General features: G+C 71.3%; 15 protein-coding genes and 1 rRNA gene. 8 read left to right on the plus strand and 8 right to left on the minus strand.

The window, feature by feature from the left end; genetic code table 11:
• Positions 1 to 99 precede the first annotated feature (99 nt).
• Positions 100 to 1,616 (minus strand): 16S ribosomal RNA (locus tag OG617_RS12770).
• A gap of 659 nt (positions 1,617 to 2,275) precedes the next feature.
• Positions 2,276 to 2,533, minus strand: a complete 258-nt coding sequence (locus OG617_RS12775; RefSeq protein ID WP_405101550.1) for an SCO4848 family membrane protein — start codon at positions 2,531 to 2,533, stop codon at positions 2,276 to 2,278.
• Between the two features lie 154 nt (positions 2,534 to 2,687).
• Between OG617_RS12775 and OG617_RS12780 the strand changes: the two genes are divergently transcribed.
• From OG617_RS12780 to OG617_RS12805, 6 genes are all read left to right on the plus strand, one after another.
• Positions 2,688 to 3,116: a DUF6069 family protein gene (locus OG617_RS12780; protein ID WP_405101552.1), complete on the plus strand. Its 429-nt coding sequence runs from the start codon at positions 2,688 to 2,690 to the stop codon at positions 3,114 to 3,116.
• Positions 3,117 to 3,149: 33 nt separating this feature from the next.
• Entirely contained in the window at positions 3,150 to 3,854 is a 705-nt protein-coding gene (locus OG617_RS12785; RefSeq protein ID WP_405101554.1) for a DsbA family protein, read from the plus strand.
• Between the two features lie 141 nt (positions 3,855 to 3,995).
• Positions 3,996 to 4,484, plus strand: a complete 489-nt coding sequence (soxR, locus tag OG617_RS12790; RefSeq protein WP_405101556.1) for a redox-sensitive transcriptional activator SoxR — start codon at positions 3,996 to 3,998, stop codon at positions 4,482 to 4,484.
• Positions 4,485 to 5,336: 852 nt separating this feature from the next.
• Positions 5,337 to 5,660, plus strand: coding sequence for a MerR family transcriptional regulator (locus OG617_RS12795; RefSeq protein ID WP_405101558.1), 324 nt, complete (start codon positions 5,337 to 5,339; stop codon positions 5,658 to 5,660).
• A gap of 252 nt (positions 5,661 to 5,912) precedes the next feature.
• Positions 5,913 to 6,377: an ATP-binding protein gene (locus OG617_RS12800; RefSeq protein ID WP_405101560.1), complete on the plus strand. Its 465-nt coding sequence runs from the start codon at positions 5,913 to 5,915 to the stop codon at positions 6,375 to 6,377.
• A 2-nt stretch (positions 6,378 to 6,379) separates the two neighbouring features.
• Positions 6,380 to 6,721, plus strand: a complete 342-nt coding sequence (locus tag OG617_RS12805; protein ID WP_405103660.1) for an STAS domain-containing protein — start codon at positions 6,380 to 6,382, stop codon at positions 6,719 to 6,721.
• Between the two features lie 85 nt (positions 6,722 to 6,806).
• Here the strand turns inward: OG617_RS12805 and OG617_RS12810 are convergent, their stop codons facing one another.
• Positions 6,807 to 7,928: a pentapeptide repeat-containing protein gene (locus OG617_RS12810; protein ID WP_405101562.1), complete on the minus strand. Its 1,122-nt coding sequence runs from the start codon at positions 7,926 to 7,928 to the stop codon at positions 6,807 to 6,809.
• Positions 7,929 to 8,252: 324 nt separating this feature from the next.
• On the opposite strand from OG617_RS12810, the gene OG617_RS12815 reads away from it, so the two are divergent.
• On the plus strand, positions 8,253 to 8,657 hold the full coding sequence (locus tag OG617_RS12815) for a hypothetical protein (RefSeq protein WP_405101564.1): 405 nt from the start codon (positions 8,253 to 8,255) through the stop codon (positions 8,655 to 8,657).
• Between the two features lie 47 nt (positions 8,658 to 8,704).
• Here OG617_RS12815 and OG617_RS12820 read toward each other — a convergent pair whose 3' ends face one another.
• Positions 8,705 to 11,824 (minus strand): AfsR/SARP family transcriptional regulator, encoded by a 3,120-nt coding sequence (locus tag OG617_RS12820; RefSeq protein WP_405101566.1) that lies wholly within the window; start codon positions 11,822 to 11,824, stop codon positions 8,705 to 8,707.
• A gap of 120 nt (positions 11,825 to 11,944) precedes the next feature.
• Positions 11,945 to 12,871 carry a calcium-binding protein gene (locus OG617_RS12825; RefSeq protein ID WP_405101568.1) on the minus strand — a complete coding sequence of 309 codons (927 nt, stop codon included), beginning with the start codon at positions 12,869 to 12,871 and terminating at the stop codon, positions 11,945 to 11,947.
• Between the two features lie 162 nt (positions 12,872 to 13,033).
• On the opposite strand from OG617_RS12825, the gene OG617_RS12830 reads away from it, so the two are divergent.
• The gene (locus tag OG617_RS12830) at positions 13,034 to 13,846 is read left to right on the plus strand and encodes a class I SAM-dependent methyltransferase (RefSeq protein WP_405101570.1); all 813 of its coding nucleotides are present in this window, start codon (positions 13,034 to 13,036) and stop codon (positions 13,844 to 13,846) included.
• Positions 13,847 to 13,923: 77 nt separating this feature from the next.
• Here OG617_RS12830 and OG617_RS12835 read toward each other — a convergent pair whose 3' ends face one another.
• Genes OG617_RS12835 through OG617_RS12845 form a run of 3 tightly spaced genes read right to left on the minus strand, consistent with a single transcriptional unit; the run spans position 13,924 to position 21,978 of the window.
• Positions 13,924 to 15,789, minus strand: coding sequence for a hypothetical protein (locus tag OG617_RS12835; protein ID WP_405101572.1), 1,866 nt, complete (start codon positions 15,787 to 15,789; stop codon positions 13,924 to 13,926).
• A gap of 11 nt (positions 15,790 to 15,800) precedes the next feature.
• Complete coding sequence (locus OG617_RS12840) at positions 15,801 to 20,117, minus strand: DUF6603 domain-containing protein (protein WP_405101574.1); 4,317 nt, start codon at positions 20,115 to 20,117, stop codon at positions 15,801 to 15,803.
• A gap of 10 nt (positions 20,118 to 20,127) precedes the next feature.
• Positions 20,128 to 21,978 carry a ComEC/Rec2 family competence protein gene (locus OG617_RS12845; protein WP_405101576.1) on the minus strand — a complete coding sequence of 617 codons (1,851 nt, stop codon included), beginning with the start codon at positions 21,976 to 21,978 and terminating at the stop codon, positions 20,128 to 20,130.
• Positions 21,979 to 21,983: the final 5 nt, after the last annotated feature.

Below are 21,983 nucleotides of genomic sequence, written 5' to 3' on the forward strand. Positions count from 1 at the left end.
AGGGCAAAACTCACCAGTGTCTCCGCCATCTGAGCACCCCAACCCGACATACGCAGGTCGCGGGCTCCATACCGCCTTTCGACGGATGGTGCTCCTTAGAAAGGAGGTGATCCAGCCGCACCTTCCGGTACGGCTACCTTGTTACGACTTCGTCCCAATCGCCAGCCCCACCTTCGACGGCTCCCTCCCACAAGGGGTTGGGCCACCGGCTTCGGGTGTTGCCGACTTTCGTGACGTGACGGGCGGTGTGTACAAGGCCCGGGAACGTATTCACCGCAGCGTTGCTGATCTGCGATTACTAGCGACTCCGACTTCACGGGGTCGAGTTGCAGACCCCGATCCGAACTGAGACCGGCTTTTTGGGATTCGCTCCACCTTACGGTATCGCAGCCCATTGTACCGGCCATTGTAGCATGCGTGAAGCCCTGGACATAAGGGGCATGATGACTTGACGTCATCCCCACCTTCCTCCGAGTTGACCCCGGCAGTCTTCGATGAGTCCCCGCCATAACGCGCTGGCAACATCGAACGAGGGTTGCGCTCGTTGCGGGACTTAACCCAACATCTCACGACACGAGCTGACGACAGCCATGCACCACCTGTGACCGCCCCCGAAGGACCTCACATCTCTGCGAGTTTTGCGGCCATGTCAAACCCAGGTAAGGTTCTTCGCGTTGCATCGAATTAATCCGCATGCTCCGCCGCTTGTGCGGGCCCCCGTCAATTCCTTTGAGTTTTAGCCTTGCGGCCGTACTCCCCAGGCGGGGCGCTTAATGCGTTAGCTGCGGCACAGGAAACCGGAGAGGTCCCCCACACCTAGCGCCCAACGTTTACAGCGTGGACTACCAGGGTATCTAATCCTGTTCGCTCCCCACGCTTTCGCTCCTCAGCGTCAGTATCGGCCCAGAGACCTGCCTTCGCCATCGGTGTTCCTCCTGATATCTGCGCATTTCACCGCTACACCAGGAATTCCAGTCTCCCCTACCGAACTCTAGCCTGCCCGTATCGACTGCAGGCCCGCAGTTGAGCTGCGGGTTTTCACAGTCGACGCGACAAGCCGCCTACGAGCTCTTTACGCCCAATAATTCCGGACAACGCTCGCACCCTACGTCTTACCGCGGCTGCTGGCACGTAGTTGGCCGGTGCTTCTTCTGCAGGTACCGTCACTTTCGCTTCGTCCCTGCTGAAAGAGGTTTACAACCCGAAGGCCGTCATCCCTCACGCGGCGTCGCTGCATCAGGCTTCCGCCCATTGTGCAATATTCCCCACTGCTGCCTCCCGTAGGAGTCTGGGCCGTGTCTCAGTCCCAGTGTGGCCGGTCGCCCTCTCAGGCCGGCTACCCGTCGTCGCCTTGGTAGGCCATTACCCCACCAACAAGCTGATAGGCCGCGAGCCCATCCCAGGCCGAAAAACTTTACACCACCAGCCATGCGGCCAGCAGTCATATTCGGTATTAGCCCCCGTTTCCGAGGGTTATCCCAAAGCCTAGGGCAGGTTGCTCACGTGTTACTCACCCGTTCGCCGCTCGAGTACCCCGAAGGGCCTTTCCGCTCGACTTGCATGTGTTAAGCACGCCGCCAGCGTTCGTCCTGAGCCAGGATCAAACTCTCCAACAAAAACTTGTTGAAAAACTGTCCCGACAACAAAAAGTGTTGCCAAAGGAATCCCAACCAGCCGAAACCCTAAAGTCCGACCAGTACGGGGTATAAATCATAATTGGCACTGGCTTATCAAGCACCCTGTTGAGTTCTCAAAGAACAACCACACACCATCCGAGCACCCCCACCAGGAGGGCCCCGTCCGGGGCATTCAATCCGTACCCGCACCCGCCGCTCTCGCGGCGGGCACTTTTACTACGTTACCTCACCGTCTCTGCCGTGTCAAACCGTGTATCCCGGTCTGTCGTGCTTCGTACGGGTATCGCCCCGATGTTCGCATGCAGCGGCGAACCGCTGTCGTGATCATCGGATTTGGCAGGCCGGCCGTCGCGGTCTCCCGCGAGCTCGCCCGGTTCCCTGCCGGTCGTCAACCTTACCCGGTCGGTTCCGCCGCTCCAAATCCGCCTCGCGGCAAATTCGGTGGCCCCGCCCGGCTGGCTCCAGGGACCGTGATCCCTCAGTGCCGGTTGCCTGTCCTGCGCTCCGGCCTCCAGGTTTTTCGCCCTGTTTCGTCCGTTCCGCGCTGACAGAGAGAAAGTTACGCGTCTGGGGTTTGATCGTCAAATCCGGGGTTAGCGGCCCGCGTCACACCATCTGCGATCAAGAATACGGGCAGCTCACGGACGGTTGGTCCGGCGACGGGCCGCTAGCCAGCCCCGTATGCCCAGGACGCCCACGGTGGTGCCGATCGCCAGTGACGCCGCGATCAGCAGTGCGTGCACCCACAGGAAGCCGGTCGGTGTCCCCTCACCCACCGTCCCGCCCGCCCAGGAGCGCGGGTCGTTCCAGATGGCGACGCCGAACCGGGGCCAGATCACCCAGGTCCAAACGCCGACCCCGACAAGGAAGAGGGCCCAGCCACGTGACAGCACCATGGCTGGCGAGTATGCCAGCGGGACCTGGGCATCGGCGGAAGCGCCGGCGGTACCGGGATGCGTCGCGCCGCAGGTCAGGGGTCGGGTGCCGGCGCCGGCCCGACAGCCGCCGGGCGGTTTCCCGCGACGCGGTGCGAGATCGGCGTACCCGTGGATGTCGGGTCCCCCGCCGCAGAGCGGCAGGCGGATCCGCCACCGCGCCCTCGTCGTGCTGGCGGGCGTGGTGGCGGCGGCCCTGGTCTGGGTCGTCGCCGTGCCGGTCCTCGGCACCGACGTGTCCGTGCCCGAGCAGTACGGGTTCGGACAGAAGATCGACCTGGCCCTCGGTCCGGTGATCTTCGCGTCGCTCTTCGCCGGCCTCGCCAGCTGGGCCTCGCTCGCGGTGCTGGAGAAGATCACCAAGCGTCGCGGGGCCCTCATCTGGACCGTCGTCGCCACCATCGTCCTCCTCGTGACCATGCCCTGGCAGATGCCCGGCTTCAGCACCGCCAACCAGCTCACGCTGGCCCTGCTGCACATCGCGGTCGCGGCCGTGCTGATTCCGGCGTTGCCGCGGGCGGCCCGGCTCGGCTCACCGGATTGACCTCTACCGCTGTTGAGGTCGGAGACTGAGCGCATGACGATCGGGGATGCCAAGGTCCGGGTGGACATGGTGTTGGACCTCATCTGCGTGCACTCCTACATCGGGTACAACCGGCTGGCCCGGGCCGCCGAGCGGTTCCGGGCCAGCGGGGGCGAGGTGGAGGTCCGCTTCGCCCCCTTCGAATTGGCGCCCGGCGCGCCCACCGAGGGGATGCCACTGATCGAGGCGCTCACCCGGAGATTCGGCGAGATGACGGTGCGGCAGTTGGGTCACCTCGTCACCGAGGCGGCGAAGGACGGCCTGGCCCTCCACTACGACCGGGCCATCGCCACCGGGACGTTCGGGGCGCACCTGCTCGTCGTCCAGGCCGCCCACCAGGGCCGGGGAGAGGCGATGGTGGAGCGGCTTTTCCGCGCGCACTTCACCGACGGGCTGAACATCGGCGACGCCGGGACGCTGGCCAGGCTGGCCGCCGAGGTCGGCGTCACCGCCGGCGACTCCGGCACGGAGGAGGTTCGCGGCGCGCTGCGTCTCGTGCGGGAGGCCGGAATCACCGGTGTGCCGGTCCTCCGGATCGAGGGCGCCCCACCGATGCTCGGCGAGCAGACGGAGGAGGTGTTGTTCGCGGCGATGACGGACGCGAGCCGGGCCGGATCGGCGGTCCCGTCGACCGAGCCGGACGCCGACGGGTGCGCAACAGTCCCCTGCCCGAGGAGCGACCGCGCCTGTGGGAGCTGATGGCGAAGATCTTCCCAAGTACGACGAGTACGCCACCGAGACCACCCGGGACATCCCGGTGGTCGTCCTGAAGCCCTCCGAGGGCTGGCCTCGGCCCGAAGGCCGGTCCCGACACCTGGCTCGACGGCAGGGAGCAGCACGATGACCGGCCACCGCCCCGACCAGCCCGAACTCACCGTCGGACAGCTCGCCTCCCGCAGTGGGGTGAGCGTCTCGGCCCTGCACTTCTACGAGCGCCAGGGCCTGATCAGCAGCCGGCGCACCACCGGGAACCAGCGGCGCTACCCCCGCGACGCCCTGCGTCGGGTCGCGCTGGTCCGCATCGCCCAGCGCGTCGGAGTGCCGCTGGCGAAGGTCGCGGAGGTGCTGGCGCTGCTGCCTGACGGCCGCACCCCCACCCGGCAGGACTGGAGGCGGATGACCGAGTGCTGGCAGTCGGACCTCGACGCCCGGCTGCGCCAGCTGCAACAGCTGCGCGACGACTTCGCGGACTGCGTCGGCTGCGGGTGCATGTCGCTGGACCGCTGCCCGGTGATCAATCCGATGGACCGGCTCGGGGCGGACGGGCCGGGTCCGCGACGACTGATCGAGGCGGTCGGCACCGGTCGGGACGACGTCCCCACCGACTGACGGCGCCCGCCCGCCGGATCACGAAACGTACGGTCGACGCTCACGCCCCTCGCGCAGGGTCGTGGCCCACCAGCCGAGCTGGTCGAGCAGGTACTTGGCGGACGTGTTGCAGCCCTCGGGATCGATCGGCTCACCGGCCGGGCCGAACTGCTTCCGCGCGCCACGGCAAGGAATCTGGCCAGCTTTCTGGAATCAGTCAAGGACTTTCTCGCCGAGGCCCGTAGCGCCATGTTCCGTCCTGGCACCCCCGTCCGGCCGTCGAGCCTGCCGACGGCCAGGCAGAAAATCTATGTCGAATCAACTAGACATCCTCGGTGGTGCTGGATACTCTTACTCCCGTCGAGAGCAGAGAACCACTAAAGACGCAGACGGACCGCCCGGCCGTGAGGCCACGACGGGCGGCGAGGAACGGGAGCGGTTTCACCGTTCCTCGCGAACGGCAGTAGAAGCACGCCAGCCCTGACGTGACTGTGCGACGGGGCACCGCAGGTGGGGCCAGGCAGTCTCAGGGCTCCAGTTGATGTTCGCCGCACCTGCACGGGGCCATGAAGTCGCGTGGGCCCCGACACCGGCGGACCGTACGTCAGCAAGGGAAAGAGGAAACAGAGGAAAGGGAGGGCCGAACGCCGTTGGATCGCCCGCCGCCGGCCGTCAACCCAGGCCGGGCGGACACCGCAGTTTCCATCGAAGAGAGGTGGTCTCCGGTCACGCTTATGCGATCCCCGCACCCAAAGCCCTCACTTGCGGCTGGTGCGGATACGACGAGCCGACGGTCATGTCGGCAGATGGTGTTCTGACCCGTAACCCTGGGCCCCGGCGCGCGAGCGCCGGGGCCCTCGACGTGGAGGTGACATGGGGCAAAACCCCGATGACATGTTCGGCGACGAGGACTACCCCGCCTACACCATTGGTCGGGCCGCGGAGATGCTCGGCACCTCTCAGGACTTCCTGCGTCGCTTGGACGAGGCGAAACTGATCGACCCACACCGCTCCGGCGGCGGACACCGTCGGTACTCCCGCTATCAGCTGCGCCTGGCCGCCCGGGCCCGGGAGATGGTCGACCAGGGCACCGCCCTGGAGGCCGCCTGCCGGATCATCATCCTCGAAGACCAACTCGAGGAAGCCCTACGGCAGAACGAGAACCAGCAGCGTCGTGGGACGCGGCAACACGACTGACCGCTTCACCTTCGCGTGAGGTCGTCGGCGTACCGCTGTCGGTGAGTCGGCGACCGAGCCGGTGGGCCGTCAGAACGAACCCGTCGTCCCCCGCCTCGGCCCTGGCGGCGGTGCTCCTGCCCGCTTCGCCTCCCGGCACACCGGCCGTCAGGCATGGGCGGCGGCCAGGCCCGACTGGTCAGGCACCACCATTCGAGCGGCCGGCCGCCGTACCCGAAAGCGGCTGGTCGGCGGCGCGTGTAGCGTCCGACCATGGGCAGCGGCGGGACGGACGACGCCGGTACGGGATCGGACGCCTCTCGTATCGGCGGCGAAGTGACGTTATTGTCGGAATCGATCACCGCTGCGAAGGTGACCGAGTTGCGACACGCGGTCGCCGCTGCGGCCCGCTCGGCAGGTCTGGTGGACCACGGGTTGGAGGACTTCGTCTTGGCGGTACACGAGTTGGTCACCAACGCGGTGCGCCACGGCGGGGGCAGCGGCGAGGTGCGACTGTCGCAGCATCGCGACATGCTCACCTGCGAAGTCAGCGATCACGGGCCCGGCCTGGATGAGATGGCCGTCGCCCTACCGGCGCCGGGGGAGGTCGGCCACCGGGGCCTGTGGCTGGCCCAGCAGCTCACCGAGGGACTGATGATCGTCAACGCCGGCCAGGGAACCAGCGCCTCGGTGACGGCGCGGCTCCCCACCCGATCGACCGTAGGTGAAGAGCGGTGACGATGCCCCCGGAACCGACCTGGCACTGGCGCGTCGACGCCAGCACCCGCCGCACCGTCCTGGCGCTGTTCGGTGAGATCGACATGTCGGGAGCCAATCGACTCGACGGTCTGCTGCACGAGACGATCGCCCAGGCCGGGGCGGTCGAGGTGGACCTGGAGCGGGTGACCTTCATCGACTCCATCGTGCTCAGCACCCTGGTCAACGCACACCACCACGCGGCCGGCATGGGCGTGGACCTCGTCCTGGTCAACGCCGCCGGACAGGTCCGCCGGGTCCTCGACATGACCGGCATCATGCAGCTACTCGGCAACCCTGCCGGGCCGTCGCCGGCCGCGACCTGACCGGTGGGGGCAGGGAACCCGCCGCAGCCGGAGCGCGTGCCGTCCGGCTCAGGCGCGGAGACCGGCCCAGCTCTGCACCCGGATCTCAGCCGGAGTGGCCGGCCGTGATTCCGCCAGGTGCCGGCGGAGTGTGGTGAGGGTGGAGTGCGGGTTGCCCGCGCAGTGCAGATGGAGGAAGTCGTAGCCCGACGGGTACCGGATGCCGCGCCGGCCACAGTTCCGACGCCGGTGGCGGCTGCCCCTCGTCGATCCTCGACAGATCGACCACACCCCCATTGAAGTTGGCGCCGGTGAGGGAGATGCCGCCCCCGGCGAACCGGGCACCGTCGAACGAGACGGTTCCGCTGGCGAACGTGGCACCGTCGAACGAGATCGGGCCGGTGATCGTGGCGTCGGCGAACGTGACGGCACCGGCGCCGTTGAAGGTCGCCCCGCTGAAGTCCGCTCCGTCCAGGACCGCCCCGGAGAAGTTGAAATCGTGGCCCCGCCAGGTTCGGGGGTCGTCGTCGGGCAGGTGAAGGTTGTCGCGGATGAGCCGGATGATGGTGAGCCGGACCGAGCGTTCCTGCCTCGGGTCGCCGCCGGCGTCGGCCCGGTCGGTCGTGGCGTGTGCCTGCCCGGCCTGGTCCTGGGAGGTAGCGCCGAAGCGGTCGCCCTCCGATCGAGAACGGTAGGGCTGCCGAAGGTAGGCACAGAGCACGTCAATGCAGCCCTGGCGGGCCTCGGGTGCGTCGTTGGCCAAGGCCGCGAAGGCGTAGACGCTCGCGGTGCGGACAGCACTCTCGGGCGACCCCAGCAGTTCAGCCGACTTGCAGAAGCGATCGAGCATGACCTTCGTGTCCTCGCGGTAGGCCTCTACTTCGCTCAGGCGCTGCCGCCGATAGCTCGCGGTCAGCGCCACCACCGCTCCGACGCCACCCACCACGGTCAGTACGATTTTCACCGCGTCGAGCGCCTCCTGCGCACTCCACGTCGTCGCCGTTGGCGCCACGGGTGTCGGCTGCCGGCCGGGAGCGGTGCCGACAGCGGGCTGTCCAAGAACTCGCCACAGCAGCACACCGACGACCCCCGCGACCGCTGCCGCCACCACGAGCAGCAGCACGACGTGCACGAGGAAGGGCATGGCGGGGGTACGAGGTCGCCTTCCGACCGCCATCCTGATCTTCCGGCGTCGGCCGCCGGCCAACAGCACGGCGGCCAGCAGCACCAGGACCACCACCGGCCAGAACCGGCCGACCCACCGGGCAGCCGAGAACGCGACCTGACCCCACCACCCTGGTGCGAGGAGCACGACCGCGACGACGAGCAGCCCCACCGCCAGCATCTGCCGCAGGGGCGGCCTACGGGGGAAGCCCCGCACCGCCCGACTCACCTGTAACCGCTCACTCACACTGACACTGTGACCGAGGGGCGCCAGTCCAGAGAGACCGGACGACCGCAACCCGATCACAACCGGTCCACAGCCGCCAGTGCCTAGAAATGGGTCAGTCCCCGACGGGAAGTTCCCGGGACCGGTGAAAAGGAGAGCGACATGTCGAAGACCACGAAGGCCCGCCGGATCGGGGCGATGCTGGGGGCCGCCGCAGCGGTGGCGGCGCTCAGCGCGGCGGCGGGTCCGGCGCCCGCCGTGGCCGGCGCCGACGCCGAGGTCGGCTCCGCGGGTGCCTACAAGATCGCTGACGTGACCGCGCTGGCGCCGGGTTCGAGCACCTCCGGAGGGTGGAACAACACGCCCACCACCCGGTACTACAACGTGGACGTCCGGCCGGTCGCCACCACCGTGACGCAGAGCTGCCAGCTCGAGGTCACCCGGCAGTGGCGCAAGCAGAACTGGAACGCCGACAACACCCGCGAGCTCGAGATCTACTGGACGGTCAAGAACGTCGGTTCCTACACCTGCGACGGCGACGTCTACCTCTCCTGGGTCAGCAACTGACCGAGCACGCCCGACCGGGCCCCGGCCAGCCGCCGGGGCCCGGTCCGTCAGCCGCTGGGCACGGGTTGCCGCCCGGTGGGCACCAGCTCGCGGAGGCGGGGCGGCAGCTCCTCCAGCCGGTACGACTCGCCACGCGCCCAGGCGGCGTAGAAGGCCCGCTCGGTCAGCGCCAGGTGGACCCGGTCGAGGGTGGCCGCGTGTGCGGCGTGTTCCTGCGCCGGCACCGGCGCCCCGATCGCGGCACGGATGGCGCCGGCCGCGCCGAGCAACTCGACCGCCGCCGGATGCCGGTCGTCGGCGGCGAGGACGGCGGCGAGCGACTCCAGCAGGCTGGCGCCGCGCCATCGGTCACCGACCGCACAGTGCAGCTCCAGGCTGCCCCGGAGCAGTTCGGCCGCCCGCCGCCGGTCGCCGTCGCGGGCCTCGACCAGGCCGACGATGTTCAGTGCCCAGGCGATGCCCTCCTGGAAGTCGAACTCCCGGAACCGGCACAACGCGTCCTCGGCCAGCCAGCGGGCGCGGGCGTCCTGGCCCCGGTGATACGCCACGGCGGCCAAGTGGACCCGGGCGGACGCGATCCCCTCGGGATCAGCGAGTTGGTGGAACTCCGCCAGGGCCGCCTCGATGAGCGGTTCGGCCCGGTCCAGGTCGGCGCCGAGCCAGGCGGTGAAGCCGGTCATCAGCAACGTGTCCGCGATTCCGCGCCGGTTGTCGACGGCCCGGTGGACGGTCAGCGCCTCGGCGTACCGGGCGAGCGACCGGTCCAGCCGGCCCTGTTCCCGGTCGACCGAGCCGAGCAGGCTCAACGCCCGGGCGGACCCGCTGTCGTCGGCGAGCTGCCGGTGCACCTCCAGCGCCCGCTCACCGTGCCCGGTGGCGGCGACGTAGTCGCATTCGAAGAGGGCCAGGTACGCCGCGGAGAGGCAGGCCCTGGCCAGCTCGGGCACGGGCGCGTCGTCGGTGTCGGTGAGCGCGTCGGCGAGCCACCGCCGGCCCTCCCGGTACCGGCCGCGCAGGTGGCAGTACCGCCCCAGGCCGGCGGCGAGCCGGAGCTGTTCGGAGCGGGAGCCGTGCCGCCGGTGCCACTCCTGCGCGGCGACCAGGTTGTCGTGCTCCACCGCGAGCCGGTCCAGTAGTGCCTCCAGTTCCGGGCCGTGCAGTTGCCGGTCAACCTCCTCGGCCAGCCGCCGGTAGTGCACGGCATGGCACCGGTACGCCTCGGCGGACTCCACGGCGGATTCGGCGAGCCGCTCGGCGGCGTAGTGCCGGATCGTCTCCAGCAGCCGGTAGCGGGCCCGGCCCCGGTGCCGGTCGGTCACCACCAGCGACCTGGCGACCAGGTCACCGAGCACGTCGATGGCCTCCTCGGCCGGCCCGGGCGCCACCGCCTCGACCGCGTCGAGGGTGCCGCCGCCCCGGAACACCGCGAGCCGGCGGAACCACCGTTGCCGGGCCGGGCTGAGCAGGTGGTAGCTCCAGGCCATGGCGGCGTCGAGGGCGGACGGCCGGCCGGCACCACTCGGGCCGGTGCGGAGCAGCCCGGGTTCACGTAGCCGGTCGGCGATCTCCCGGGGGGTGAGCACCGACGTGCGGGTGGCGGCCAGCTCGATCGCCAGTGGCAACCCGTCGAGCCCGGCGCAGACCGCCACCAGCGCGGCGGCGTCGGCGTCCCGCAGGTCGCGTACGACCGGCACGGCCGCCCGGTCGAGAAAGAGCCGGACGGCGTCGTAGCGGCGGGCCTCGGCGAGGTCTCCGGTGAACGGGCCGGTCGGTACCGCCAGCGGAGCCACCGGGAACGCCCGCTCCCCCGGCAGGCCGAGGGTCTCCCGGCTGGTCGCCAGCACCCGCAGCTCCGGGCAGCGGCTCAGCAGGGTGCCGACCAGCGCCGCGCAGGCGGTGGCGAGGTGCTCACAGTTGTCGAGCACCAGCAGCAGCCGGGCCCGGCGTAGCTGCCGCGCCATCGCGTCGACGGGCGACGGATCACCCTGGTCCGGCAGGCCGAGGGCGTTGCCCACGGTGCCCGCCAGCCGGTCCGGGTCGACGAGCCCGGCGAGTTCCACGAACCGGACCACCGGGTCGTCCCCGGCGCTGAGTTCCGCGGCTACCGCGAGGGCCAACCGGGTCTTGCCGCACCCCCCGATACCGGTGAGGGTGACCAGCCGGTGGTCGGTGAGGAGCGCGCCGATCTCGGCCACCTCGGCCCGGCGGCCGATCAGTCGGGTCAGTGGTGTCGGCAGCGACGGGCCGGCGACGGTCGGCCAGCCGGCCGGGGCGGCTTCGTCGGGTGCCGGATCCGGTGCCGGATCCACCGCCGCCCGGCCCGCGCCGCCGCCGGCCGGTCGGTCGGGGGCCGGTCGGCCGCCAGCCGGTCGGTCGGCGGCCGGCCCGACGGGCGCGACGCTCTCCCCGGCCAGGACGGCCGCCTCCACCTCCCGTAGCCGCCGGCCCGGCTCGATGCCGAGCTGCGCCACCAGGACACCCCGGGCCCGCCGGTACGCGGCCAGCGCGTCGGCCCGTCGACCGGCCAGGTGCAGCGCGGTCATCAACAGTTCCCAGAGCCGCTCCCGCAGGGGTTCCCGGGCGACCAGGGTCTCCAGCTCGGCGGCGACCCGGGCGTGCTCGCCGAGCGCCAGCTCAGCGGCACAGAGATCCTCCACGGCGTTCCACCGGGCCTCGTGCAGGGTGGCCGCCTCGGCCCGGGCCCACTCGCCGATCGGGCAGTCGGCCAGGACGTCGCCCCGCCACAACCGCAGGCCGGCCCGGAGCAGTTCGGCCGCCTCGGCGACCGCACCGGAGCGCAGGGCCCGGTTGCCCCGTCGGGCCAGTGCCTCGAAGCGCCGCGCGTCGGTCTCGCCTGCGGCCAGGGCGTACCCGGGTGGTCGGGTGGTGATCAGCTCGGGCAGGCCGGCGGCGGTCAGTGCCCGGCGCAGGTAGGCCACGTGGGCGTGCAGCGTCTTGGTCGCCGAGGCGGGCGGTTCCTCGCCCCAGATGCCGTCGATCAACTGGGCCCGGGAGACGACGTCCGGGGCGCGCAGGGCCAGCAGCCCGAGCAGGGTCCGCTGCCGGGGCCCACCCAGCCCGACCCGGCCACCGGCACCCGTGGTCACCTCCAGCGGCCCGAGCAACCGGACCTCCGCCACCACCGTCGGCCCAACCTCTGCGGCCATCGCGCCCCCTCCCCCGGGGAGGAGGAGAGCACGACGGGATGCCGTACGCAAAGCGGCCGTCCGGAATCCGTCCGACGTCGCCCGCGGCGCCGGGCGATCAGCCGAGGGCCGCTCCCCCGGTCAGCGGACGACCTCGCAGCCGGAGGCGGTGCCGCCATCCGGACCGAGTTCGCAGACGTCCCGCCCGACCGGGCCGCCGAGCACGCGGGGCGACTGGTCGCCGAAGACCGTGTCGGCCCCGGCCTCGCCGAGGATGAGGTCGTCCCCACCGCCGCCGACGAGCGTGTCGTCCCCCGCACCACCGACCAGGACGTCCGACCCACCGGTGCCGACGAGCAGGTCGGCACCGCCGCCGCCGACGATCTTCTCGACGTCGGCGCGAATGGTGTCACCCTCCAGCGCCGCGCCGTCGTCCCCGGCCACGCCGTCCGCGTCGGCGCTGACCGACATCGTGTGGTCGGCGTAGGTGACGGTGTCGGTGCCGGTGCCGCCGGACATCAGGTCGGCCCCCGCTCCGCCGAACAGGATGTCGGCGTTGCCGAGGCCGTAGAGCCGGTCGTCGCCACTGCCGCCGTCGATGGTGTCGCCGGCTTCACTGCCGTACACGACGTCGTCGCCGTCCATGCCGTAGACCGCCGTGCCGCGTACCCCCTGCAGGTCGACCAGGTCGTCGCCGGCCCCCAGGTTGATCTTGGCGAACATCACGGCGGCCGTGACGTGCACCTCGTCGGCCAGGTCCCCGGTCCAGATCGCGACGGTCACCGCCCCGGTCACCTGGCAGGTCACCCGGTTGCTGGTGACCGACACGCAGCCGGCGCCCGGCACCACCGGCGACCCGGTGTCGGTGACCGCGACCCCGCCGCTGACCGACTCCGCCGTCACGTCGTTGGCGACACCCGTCGGGGCGACGTAGGACACCGTCGATCCGCTCACCTGGACCGTGCCACCCGAGGCGTGGGCCGGGGCCACGGCCCAGAGCAGGTGTGCCACACCCACCGTCAGTGACATGCCGGCACCGAGCGCGATCCTGCGCAGCTTCTCGGACAATTCAGCCTCCAACTTTCTTCCCCCGGCGATCCCCCCGCCGGTGCCGTGGAGTGAACCAGCCGGCGGTTGTGATCCGGTTGCGGTCCGCGGCCGGTCCGGCGGCAACGATGCCGCACCGAGGCACCTACCACCTGTCAGGAAATTGCTACTAAAATGTGGGACATGGACTCCGCCGTCTACACCCACGGACACCACGAGTCGGTGCTGCGCTCACACCGCTGGCGCACCGCCGCCAACTCGGCCGGCCATCTCCTGCCGGTCCTGCGGCCCGGGCTGACCGTGCTGGATGTCGGCTGCGGGCCGGGCACCATCACCGCCGACCTGGCGGCCCTGGTGGCAGCCCCGGACGGGACCGGGCGGGTCACCGCCGTCGAGATCACCACCGGGGCACTGGAACTGGCCCAGGCCGAGATCGGGGCCCGGCGGCAGGGAAACGTCGACTTCGCGGTCGGCGACGTGCACGCGCTCCCCTTCCCGGACGACTCCTTCGACATCGTGCACGCCCACCAGGTGCTGCAGCACGTCGGTGATCCGGTCCGGGCGCTGCGCGAGCTGCGCCGGGTCTGCCGGCCGGGCGGGCACATCGCGGTACGCGACAGCGACTACGGGGCGTTCACCTGGCATCCGCGCCGACCCGAACTCGACGAGTGGCTGGCGCTCTACCAACGGCTGGCCCGGGCCAACGGTGGCGAGCCGGACGCCGGGCGCCGGCTGCTCTCCTGGGCGCACGCCGCCGGGCTGACCGACGTCACGGCGACGTCGAGCACGTGGTGTTTCGCGACCCCGGAGGACCGGGCCTGGTGGGGTGGCCTGTGGGCGGAGCGGGTGGTCGACTCGGCGCTGGGGCACCAGGCCCTCGCCGCGGGAGTCGCCCCGGAAGCGCTGGCGCGGATCGCGGCCGGCTGGCGGGCCTGGGCCGCCGAGCCGGACGGCTGGCTCTCGATCCTGCACGGCGAGCTGCTGGCCCGGCCCTGAGCGCCGGCCGGCGGTGCCGAGCGCCCCGCCGTCGACCGCCACCGCCGTCAGCAGGCCATGCGGTGGAGCCGTGCCATTCAGGAGCGGCGGAACAGCATGCTCGGCACGCCCTCGATCATCTCCTTGGCGAACCGGGCCGGGGTCATCGGGCTACCGATGTCGCCGGCCAGCGCCGCCACGTCCACCACCTGCTCGACCGGCCGGGCGGTCCCGGCGAGGGTGATCTGGCGCCACCGCACCGGGACACCACGTCCCTTCTTCAGCTTGCCCGCGTCGTCGCGCAGCAGCTTGCGCCAGCCGGTCGGGGCGTTCGGGTCGTGGTCGACGCCGAAGTGCAGGGTCTCCGGTCGCAGGTGCAGGTGCAGCGTGCTGGCGTCCCCCGCGAACAGGCAGAGCAGCACGTTCTCGCTCAACCGCCGGGCAGGCAACGCGGTCATCGGGGTCAGGCCGGTCAGGTCGCCGTTCTCCGGCACCGGCACGTCGTACCCGTCGATCAGCATGCCGGGAAAGCCGGAGACCAATGCGGAGCGGATCAGGAAGCCGCTGACCACCGGATAGCGCTGAGCGCCCAGGTCGGCGAGGTGTTCCCGGTCGTAGGCGACGTCCCCCTCGGTGACCCGGCCGAGGCTGAGCGCGCCGTCGAGCAGGCACCTGATCCACCACGGGTCGAGGTGGAAGAAGCGCAGCGACTCCGCCGGCAGCATCCGCTCATCGGGTACCAGGTAGTTGAACGGCACGTCGGTGAGGCGGTTGAGGCCGGCGAGCCAGGTGCCGACGACCTCGGGCGGGGTCGGGTCGGCGGTGCCGACGGCGCGCAGCACGGGCACCGGGGTGACCTGCCCGCCGACGTGGTGCGCCCGCCGCCGGGCCTGCCGCCAGTTCCCGTACGCGGTCGAGAACCGCTTGCTGCGCAGCGCGAGCAGCCGTCCGAGCTGCCACGCCGAGGCGTACGAAACGTCGATCATGCCGTTGTCCCGGTCGACCCGCAGCAGCGCGTCGGCGGCCCGGACCGGCAGCAGGCCGGTCGGGCCGGGGTCGGCGGCGCGCTGCGGGCTGAGCGGCCCGTGGTACCAGGAGACGGTGCGGTCGGCCTGGCGCAGGTGGTGCGGGAGCGGGACGAATCCCCGGGTGAGGTACGGGTCGACGGAGGGCCGCCCGAGGGCGGGCAGGCTCACCGTGGCCGGGGTGCGGTCCAGCGACTCGGCGATGCCGGCGAAGCCGGGGCCGTCCTGGACGCAGGCGAACCGCCAGCTCTTCAAGGAGATCAGGTGGACCACGTCGCCGGTGCCGAGGCCGAACGCGCCGTCGCGGTAACGCCCGGCCACCGACACGAGATGCGCGGTGCTGGTCCGCCCCGCCCTCGGCAACCGGGCGCTCAGCACCGCCGCCAACTCGGCACCGTCGGCGCGGCCGGCCACCACCTTCTGCCGCACGTGGGTGAGCAGGGACAGTTCGGCGGCGGTCGGGATCAGTTCCGCCAGCCGGTCGCGCGGCACACCGAGCACCACCGCGCGGTCGTCGTCGCGCTGCCCGACCATCGGCGGTTCGTCGCCGAACTCGGGCAGCCCGGCGATCTCGGCCAGGGTGAGCACCGCCGTGTCGACCTGGTCGTCCTCGTCGAAAAGCAGCAGCGTCAGCCAGGGCAGGTCGGAGGTGTCGCCGCCGCCGGTCTGTTCCCAGGGCAGCGTGCCCCGGCCCAGCAGCACGTGCGGCAGCACATTCGCGTGGTCGCCCAGGCTGCCCTCCGGCGGGAAGACCGCCACCACGTCCTCCGGGGCCAGGGCCCGGTGGTCGCCCGCGACGACGAACCGCTTGCTGACGGCCCGCAACCCTTTGGCCTGGCCACGGATGGTCAGGTCCTGCCGGACCGTCACCGTGTAGGTGCCGTCGCGCAGTTGCGGCGCGGGCCGGTGGGTGGAGACGAAGAGGGTCTCGTTGGTCATGCCGTTTCCCTTCACTGCCCGATCAGATTGCCGACCAGCGGCGCGACGAGGAACGCAGCGGCGGTACGGCCGCCGACCGTGATCTCCTCGTCGATGCCGAGATCGGCCAGCAGGGTGTCGCGTCCGGTGGTGCCGAGCGCGCGCTCGACGGCGTCCCGGCCCTGTTCCGTGGCGGGTCGGAAGACCTTTTCGTCCACCCAGTCGAAGGCTTGACCGATCTGTTCCGTGCTGTACCCGGCCTGGCTGTCCGGGACGCTCTGCGGCGGGTCCACGGCGGGCAGCACCGGGGCGATCGGCGTGATCGCGAAGCCGGCGAGGCTGTCCGCGATCAGCGGGTCGGCGTCGGTCCGGGCGTCGACCGACTCACCCCACAGCGCGCGGGGAACCCGCTTCGGTACGGGGTCGAAGGCGAACAGGTTCGTCACGTCGATGCCGTCCCGGGTGATGGTGACGGCGTGGGTCGAGCCGAACTGGGCCGCGGGTACGTCCATCGGCGCGATCCCGAAGGTGGCGGCCGGTACGGCGTTGTCGATCCGACCGGCCCCGACGTCGTGCGTCTTGGCCGGCACCACGGAATCGGTGACCAGGGTGAAATTGCGCGGGCTGAGCACCCAGTCGACGTCTCCGTCCCCGGCGCGGACCAGCCCGTCCCGCACCGCGAGGGTGCAGATCGCCTGCTCGGCGGAGTCGGCGGGCAGGAACGCGGCCTGGAACGCCGGCCAGTCGATCGGCGCCGGGCGTTGGTTGGCGCCGGCGCCGAACGAGACCTCGAAGCTGATGATGGACAGGTGCACCCGGGCCCGGCCGGAGAACTCCGGCCCCCAGATGGAGAGGTCGGCGCCGACGTCGACGGAGAGGGTGTGGGTGCCGAAGAAGTGGTACGTGTACCGCACCCCGATGCCGACGTACAGGCTCGCCTCGTAGTGGTACGGCTGCCAGCCGATCAGGAAGTCGACCCCGGCGGTGAACCACGCGCTGAGGTTGCCGCTGTTCCAGGTTGCCGCCAGGTGCCCGCCGGCCATCAGCACCGACGGGGTGAGCGCGAAGTAGGCGTCCCCCTTGACCGACACCTCACTGTCGATCTGCCAGTTGAAGCCCAGCCGGGGCACCACCGGATAGTGGGCCGGTGGGACGAAGCCGGGGCGGTAGCCGCCGACGGTCACCACGAAGTCGCCGCCGTGGGGGCCGCTGAACCAGCTGTAGAAGGCGAAGCCGCCGCTGAGATGGCAGTCGCGGGAGAACAGGTACGAGGCCGAGGTGAGCTGTGCGGCCACGCCGAGAAAGCCCTCGTCCGGGATGAAGCTGGCCTTGACCGCCATCTGGATCTCGGCGATCGGCGGTACGTCCGGCGCGGCTGGCACCTTCATGGTCGACAGGCCGAGGATGTCGATCTCGAAGCGCTGGCCGAACATGAGGGTCAGCAGCGCGAACGAGTCGATCTGCTTGAACGAGGTGAACCTGATCCCGACCGCGAGGAACTGGTCGCCCTCGGACGGGGTGAGGTACGGGCGCAGGGTGCTCAACTCGGTGATCGGGTCGGCAGCCGGCGTCGGGCCGGAGCTGTCCGACATCACCTTGCTGACCAGCGGGAACTGGGCGATCTGGTCGATCGCCGGGACGCGTAGCCGGCGGTTGTAGCCGAATCCGGCGGCGATTCCGGTGACCTGGAAGAACGCCGGGCCGCCGATCGGGTAGTCCAGGAAGGCGTACACGAACAGCGAGGGGTATCCGCCGACGTAGGCGTACGCGCCCAGCGCGGAGACGGTCAGCTCGCGAACGGTCAGCAGGGCCGAGCCCTCGTACTCGTCGTACGGCTGGCCGTCGGCACCGGTGAGCGGGACGCGGAGCAGGCCGGCGCTGACCGCGAGCGGGCCGTTGCGGTAGTCCAGGCCGATCCCGTGCAGGTCGAACTCGGGCGCGAAGTCGTTCAGCGGCGAGCCGACCGCCAACCCGTCCAGGGCGAAGGTCAGGCCGCCCAGGGAGATGCTCGCGTCGAGCAGGAACCAGAGCTTCTGGCGTTCGTACTGGAAACCCACCCGGTTGAGGTGCAGCGGCCCGAAGGTGCGCTGCAGGGTGAGCCACTGCGTGTTGCCGGCGGTGACCACGGGCTGGCCGCCGACCGGGGCGGGCGGGGCGGCCGGCGGGTTGCCGCCCGGTGCCGGGGACACCGGCAGGACGAGTGGGTACGGGTCGCCGCCGAGGCTGAGCTTCGCGCCGACGGTGATCCCGGCGGGCAGGGTCGACCCGTCGCCGGTGGTGGCGGGCAGCCGGGTGATCCCGGCCGGTAGCAGGGCGTTGACCGCGGCCACGTCGGCGGCGGTGAACGCCGTGGCGGCGACGATGATCTGAAGGTCGTCCACTCCGGCCCGTTGGCCGTCGGGCAGTTCGCGGCCGACCAGCGGCAGTTGCGCGAGGTCGAGCGAGGCGCCGAGGTCCAGGCCGAACAGCGCCCTGCCCGGCCGGGCGGGGCTGCCGTCGGTCGCCGGGCGGGCCTGGTCCAGAAAGACGAACGCGTCCTTCAGCTCGATCTCCAGGCTCTCCGGTATCAGCGGGGCGAGTGCCGGACAGGCGTCGAGTACCGGCGCGAGCAGGGTGGTGATCTTCTGGGCGGTCCGTTTCGGCTGTGCGGTGTACGCGGCCAGCAGGTACAGCGCGCCCTCGGTGCGGGCGAAGTCGACCTCGAAGTGCAGCTCCCCGATCACCACCGTGGCCTGGGACCGGATCTCCGACGGACCGCCGTCCCGGGTGGCCACGTCGATGATCAGGGTCAGGTTGAGGTTGCCGGTGTCGCTGACCGGGAACCGGGTGTGACAGGTGAAGGTGAAGTTGCCCCGGGTGTCGAAGCGGATCAGCAGCTCGTCGATCAGCAGGTCCCGCACGGCGGCGGGCAGGGTGAAGGCGTCGAATGTGGTGTCCAGGTCGGTGTGCAGGTCCGATACCCGAAGCTGCTGCCCCGGCCCGGTGGTGCCGGTGAAGACCCAGACGCCACCGCTGTCCGGCCGGCTCGCCTCGATCAGCAGTTGCGCGCCGCCGAGCGTGAGGCCGGCTCTGATCGACCCGGTGTACCCGCTGGCGTCCTTGGCTATGGTGGCGCTGAGCTGCTGGAAGGCGACCGGCCCGAGGACGAACTCGTCGTCCTCCACGGCCAGCTCCAGCTCGTACGAGCCCTCCTGCGGATACGCGGTGAGGCCGAGCTCGGTGACCACCACGTCCGGGAATCCTTCGGCGGTGCCGAAGAAGTGCTCGAACAGCCGCTTGAGCTCGATCGTCTCGTCGTCGCCGAGGTGCCCCCCGAACTGGAATCCGGGTAGCTGGGCGGTCAGGTCGAACCGGACCCCGGCCAGCACGAGGTGACCGGCGACCGCGATGTGCCGCAGGGCCCCGGCGTGCGGGTCGAAGCCGATCCGGACCCCGTCGATGCCGATCTCGCCGAGGCCGACCGCGGCCAGACCGGTGCGGACCGAATCCTGCAGGCTCTGGCCGCCGATCAGCCCGGCGAGGTCGGCCAGGCTCGGCAGGGCGCCGTCGGCCGGGACGATGTCGAGTTCCCACGGGCCGCCGGAGCCGAAGCCCAGGGTGACCGTGAAGTCGCGGCCGATGAGCAGGGTGGCGTGCAGCGATGCGCCGAACCCGACCTGGGAGAAGCTGTTCGGGACGGCGGCGTGGGTGGCGACCAGGGTCACCCCGATGGACCGCAACACGAACCGGTTGGCGACCACCGGCCAGTCGACCGTGCTGTCCAGGGTCAGCACGAGCGAGGTCAGCGGGGCCTCGCCGAGCCGGGTGCGCAGTTCGAGGTCGTTGATCGTGAGGCCGGTGGCGAACGGGGTGCCCGGTGGCAGGCCGGTGGTGCCGGCCGACCCGCTGATCAGGGTGAGCAGGTCGGCGAGATCCTGCGGCGGGTGGTCGCCGGGTCGGAGCGTACTGGCGAGCGCGCCGTCCGGGGTGAGCGAGCCGGTGACGGGCAGCGCCAGCGCGCCGACCCGCAGGATGGCGTCGACGGTGACGCCGACCTGTGCCGGGCGGTCGGCGGCGGCACGGGTGACGGTCAGTACGAACGGGCCGGCGTGGAAGGCGTCGGTGGCGAAGGCGCTCACCGGCCAGGCGGTACCGACCTGGCCGGTGACCGTCAGGCGCTGCGGCCAGGCCGTGTCCGCCAGGTCGAACCGGGGCCCGGTGAGCACGGCCCGCCCACCGGGCAGGCCGGCCAGGAAGCCGGCCAGCGTCGGATCACCCAGCAGGTCCGGCGCGAGGGGCAGCTTGCCCTGGTCGACCTGGGATTCGAGCCGGGTCTTCAGCTCGGCCAGCGAAAGGCTGGTGATGTCCATCTGTAGCCCCTCAGTGGTGGGTGATGACTCGTTGGCCGGGCCCGCCCATCGCATTGCGGTCGTAGAAGGTGACCGTGAACCGGCCGCCGCCCGGCGCCGCCGCGACCACCGCCACGTTGGCGGCGGCACCGGCGGCGGCGGCGGGCCCGCCCGCGACGCCGGCCAGGGTCGCCGCCGCCTGGGTGGCGGTCTGGGCCAGGGCCGGCGCCATCGCCGCGGCGGCCAGCGCCAGGTCGCAGACGAGCCCGCCGGCCGCAGCGGCGACCGCGGCGGGGGCCGCAGCGGCGCCGGCACCGGTGGCCGCGGCGTAGACCGCCGGAAGGACCGCGGCCATGCCGCCGGCCAGCGTGGCGGCGGCGGTACCGGCGGCCACGGCCGGGGCGGCGGCGCCTGCGGCGCCGAGCCCACCGAGCACACCGGTGATGACGGTGGTGACCAGGGCGGCGCGCGGGCCGGTGGCGACCAGCCGGTGTATCGCGTTGGGCACCAGCGGCGCAGGCACGGCGAGCCCGGTCGCGTTCGCCGTGGCGATGATCGTCTCCGCCAACGTGACGGCCCACAGCCCTCGGGCGTCCCGGTCGGCCTGCACCTGGGAGACGTCGACCCGGAGGTTGCCCCGGACGGGCGGGGCCGGTCTGCCTGCGGTGTGCGAGGTCGGCCCGCCGCGTGACTGCGGCGGCACCAGCAGCGTGCCCGGGACCTGGTAGCCGGTCAGGTAGCTCGGCACCGCCCGTCCGGGCGGCGCCGGTGCCGGCGGCGCCGGGGTGGCCCCGGCGTACCCCTCCAGGATGCCGACGGTCCGGTCGGCCGGGTGGGAGAACTGGTTCCTGGTGCCGCAGGAGATCATCACGACCTCCGGTCGCATCCGGTCCACGAAGGCGCGGCTGGTCGCGGTGTTGGCCCCGTGATGGCTGGCCTTGACGATGTGCACCCGCTGGGCAACCGAGTCCGCCGGGTTGAGGTACGCCGAGACGTTCTGCTCCTGCATCGACTCGATGTCCCCGCCGATGTAGTACCGGAAGTTGCCGAACCGCACCTCGAAGGCGAGGCTCTTCTCGTTCTTGGCCTGCTCGGGCGGGGTGAGCATGCCGCCGCTGCGGTAGGTGGCGGTCGCGGCGCCGTTGCGGACGAACCGGTTCGCCGCAAGGCAGGTGACGGTCGGTGGCGGCGCGCCCGGCGTGGGCGAGTTGAGCGGCTCGCCGGCCGCGTCGGTCCAGAGGATCTCCCGGCCGACCAGCCAGTACGGGTGCCACCAGTTCGCGAGGGTGAACGGAGCGATCACGGCTCCGCCCGGCGCGACCAGCGCTGGTGGCGGCGCGATCGCCGCGTTCCCCCCCAACGGGACCGGCACGCCCCCGCCGAACATGACCGGTGGGGTCCGCACGCCGGGCACCGGCCCGGCGAACAACCACTGCGCCGCACGCTGCTTGTGCACCGGTGTCGTGTCGCTGGCCACGTTGCGGGTCACCCGGGTACGGCCCGCCTGCCTCGCGATCGCGTTGACATAGAGCAGGTAGGGATCCTCGTCGGCGTTGGCCGGCTCGCCCTGGTCGAAGATGAGCACGTTGTCGTAGAGCTGCGTGTTGCGCCGCGCCAGCAGCCCCCTGACACCGCCCATGTGGTCCGCGTCGTAGTGGGTCACCACCATCACGTCGAGATCATCGGTGCCGTTGGCGAACTCGGGCACGGCGGCGGTCAGGTAGGCGTCTATCCGCCCGGCGTGGCCGAGCCGGCCGCCGTCGATCAGCACGGTCCGGATCTGCGCGGCGTGCCCGCCGGCGCCGTCGTTGCGGGCGACGATCAGGGTCGAGTCGCCCGATCCGATCAGATCGATGTGGTGGATCTCCAGGCTCCAGGTCATCGGTG

The sequence above is a fragment of the Micromonospora sp. NBC_01412 genome, assembly GCF_045040215.1.
Taxonomy (GTDB): Bacteria; Actinomycetota; Actinomycetes; order Mycobacteriales; family Micromonosporaceae; genus Micromonospora; species Micromonospora rubida.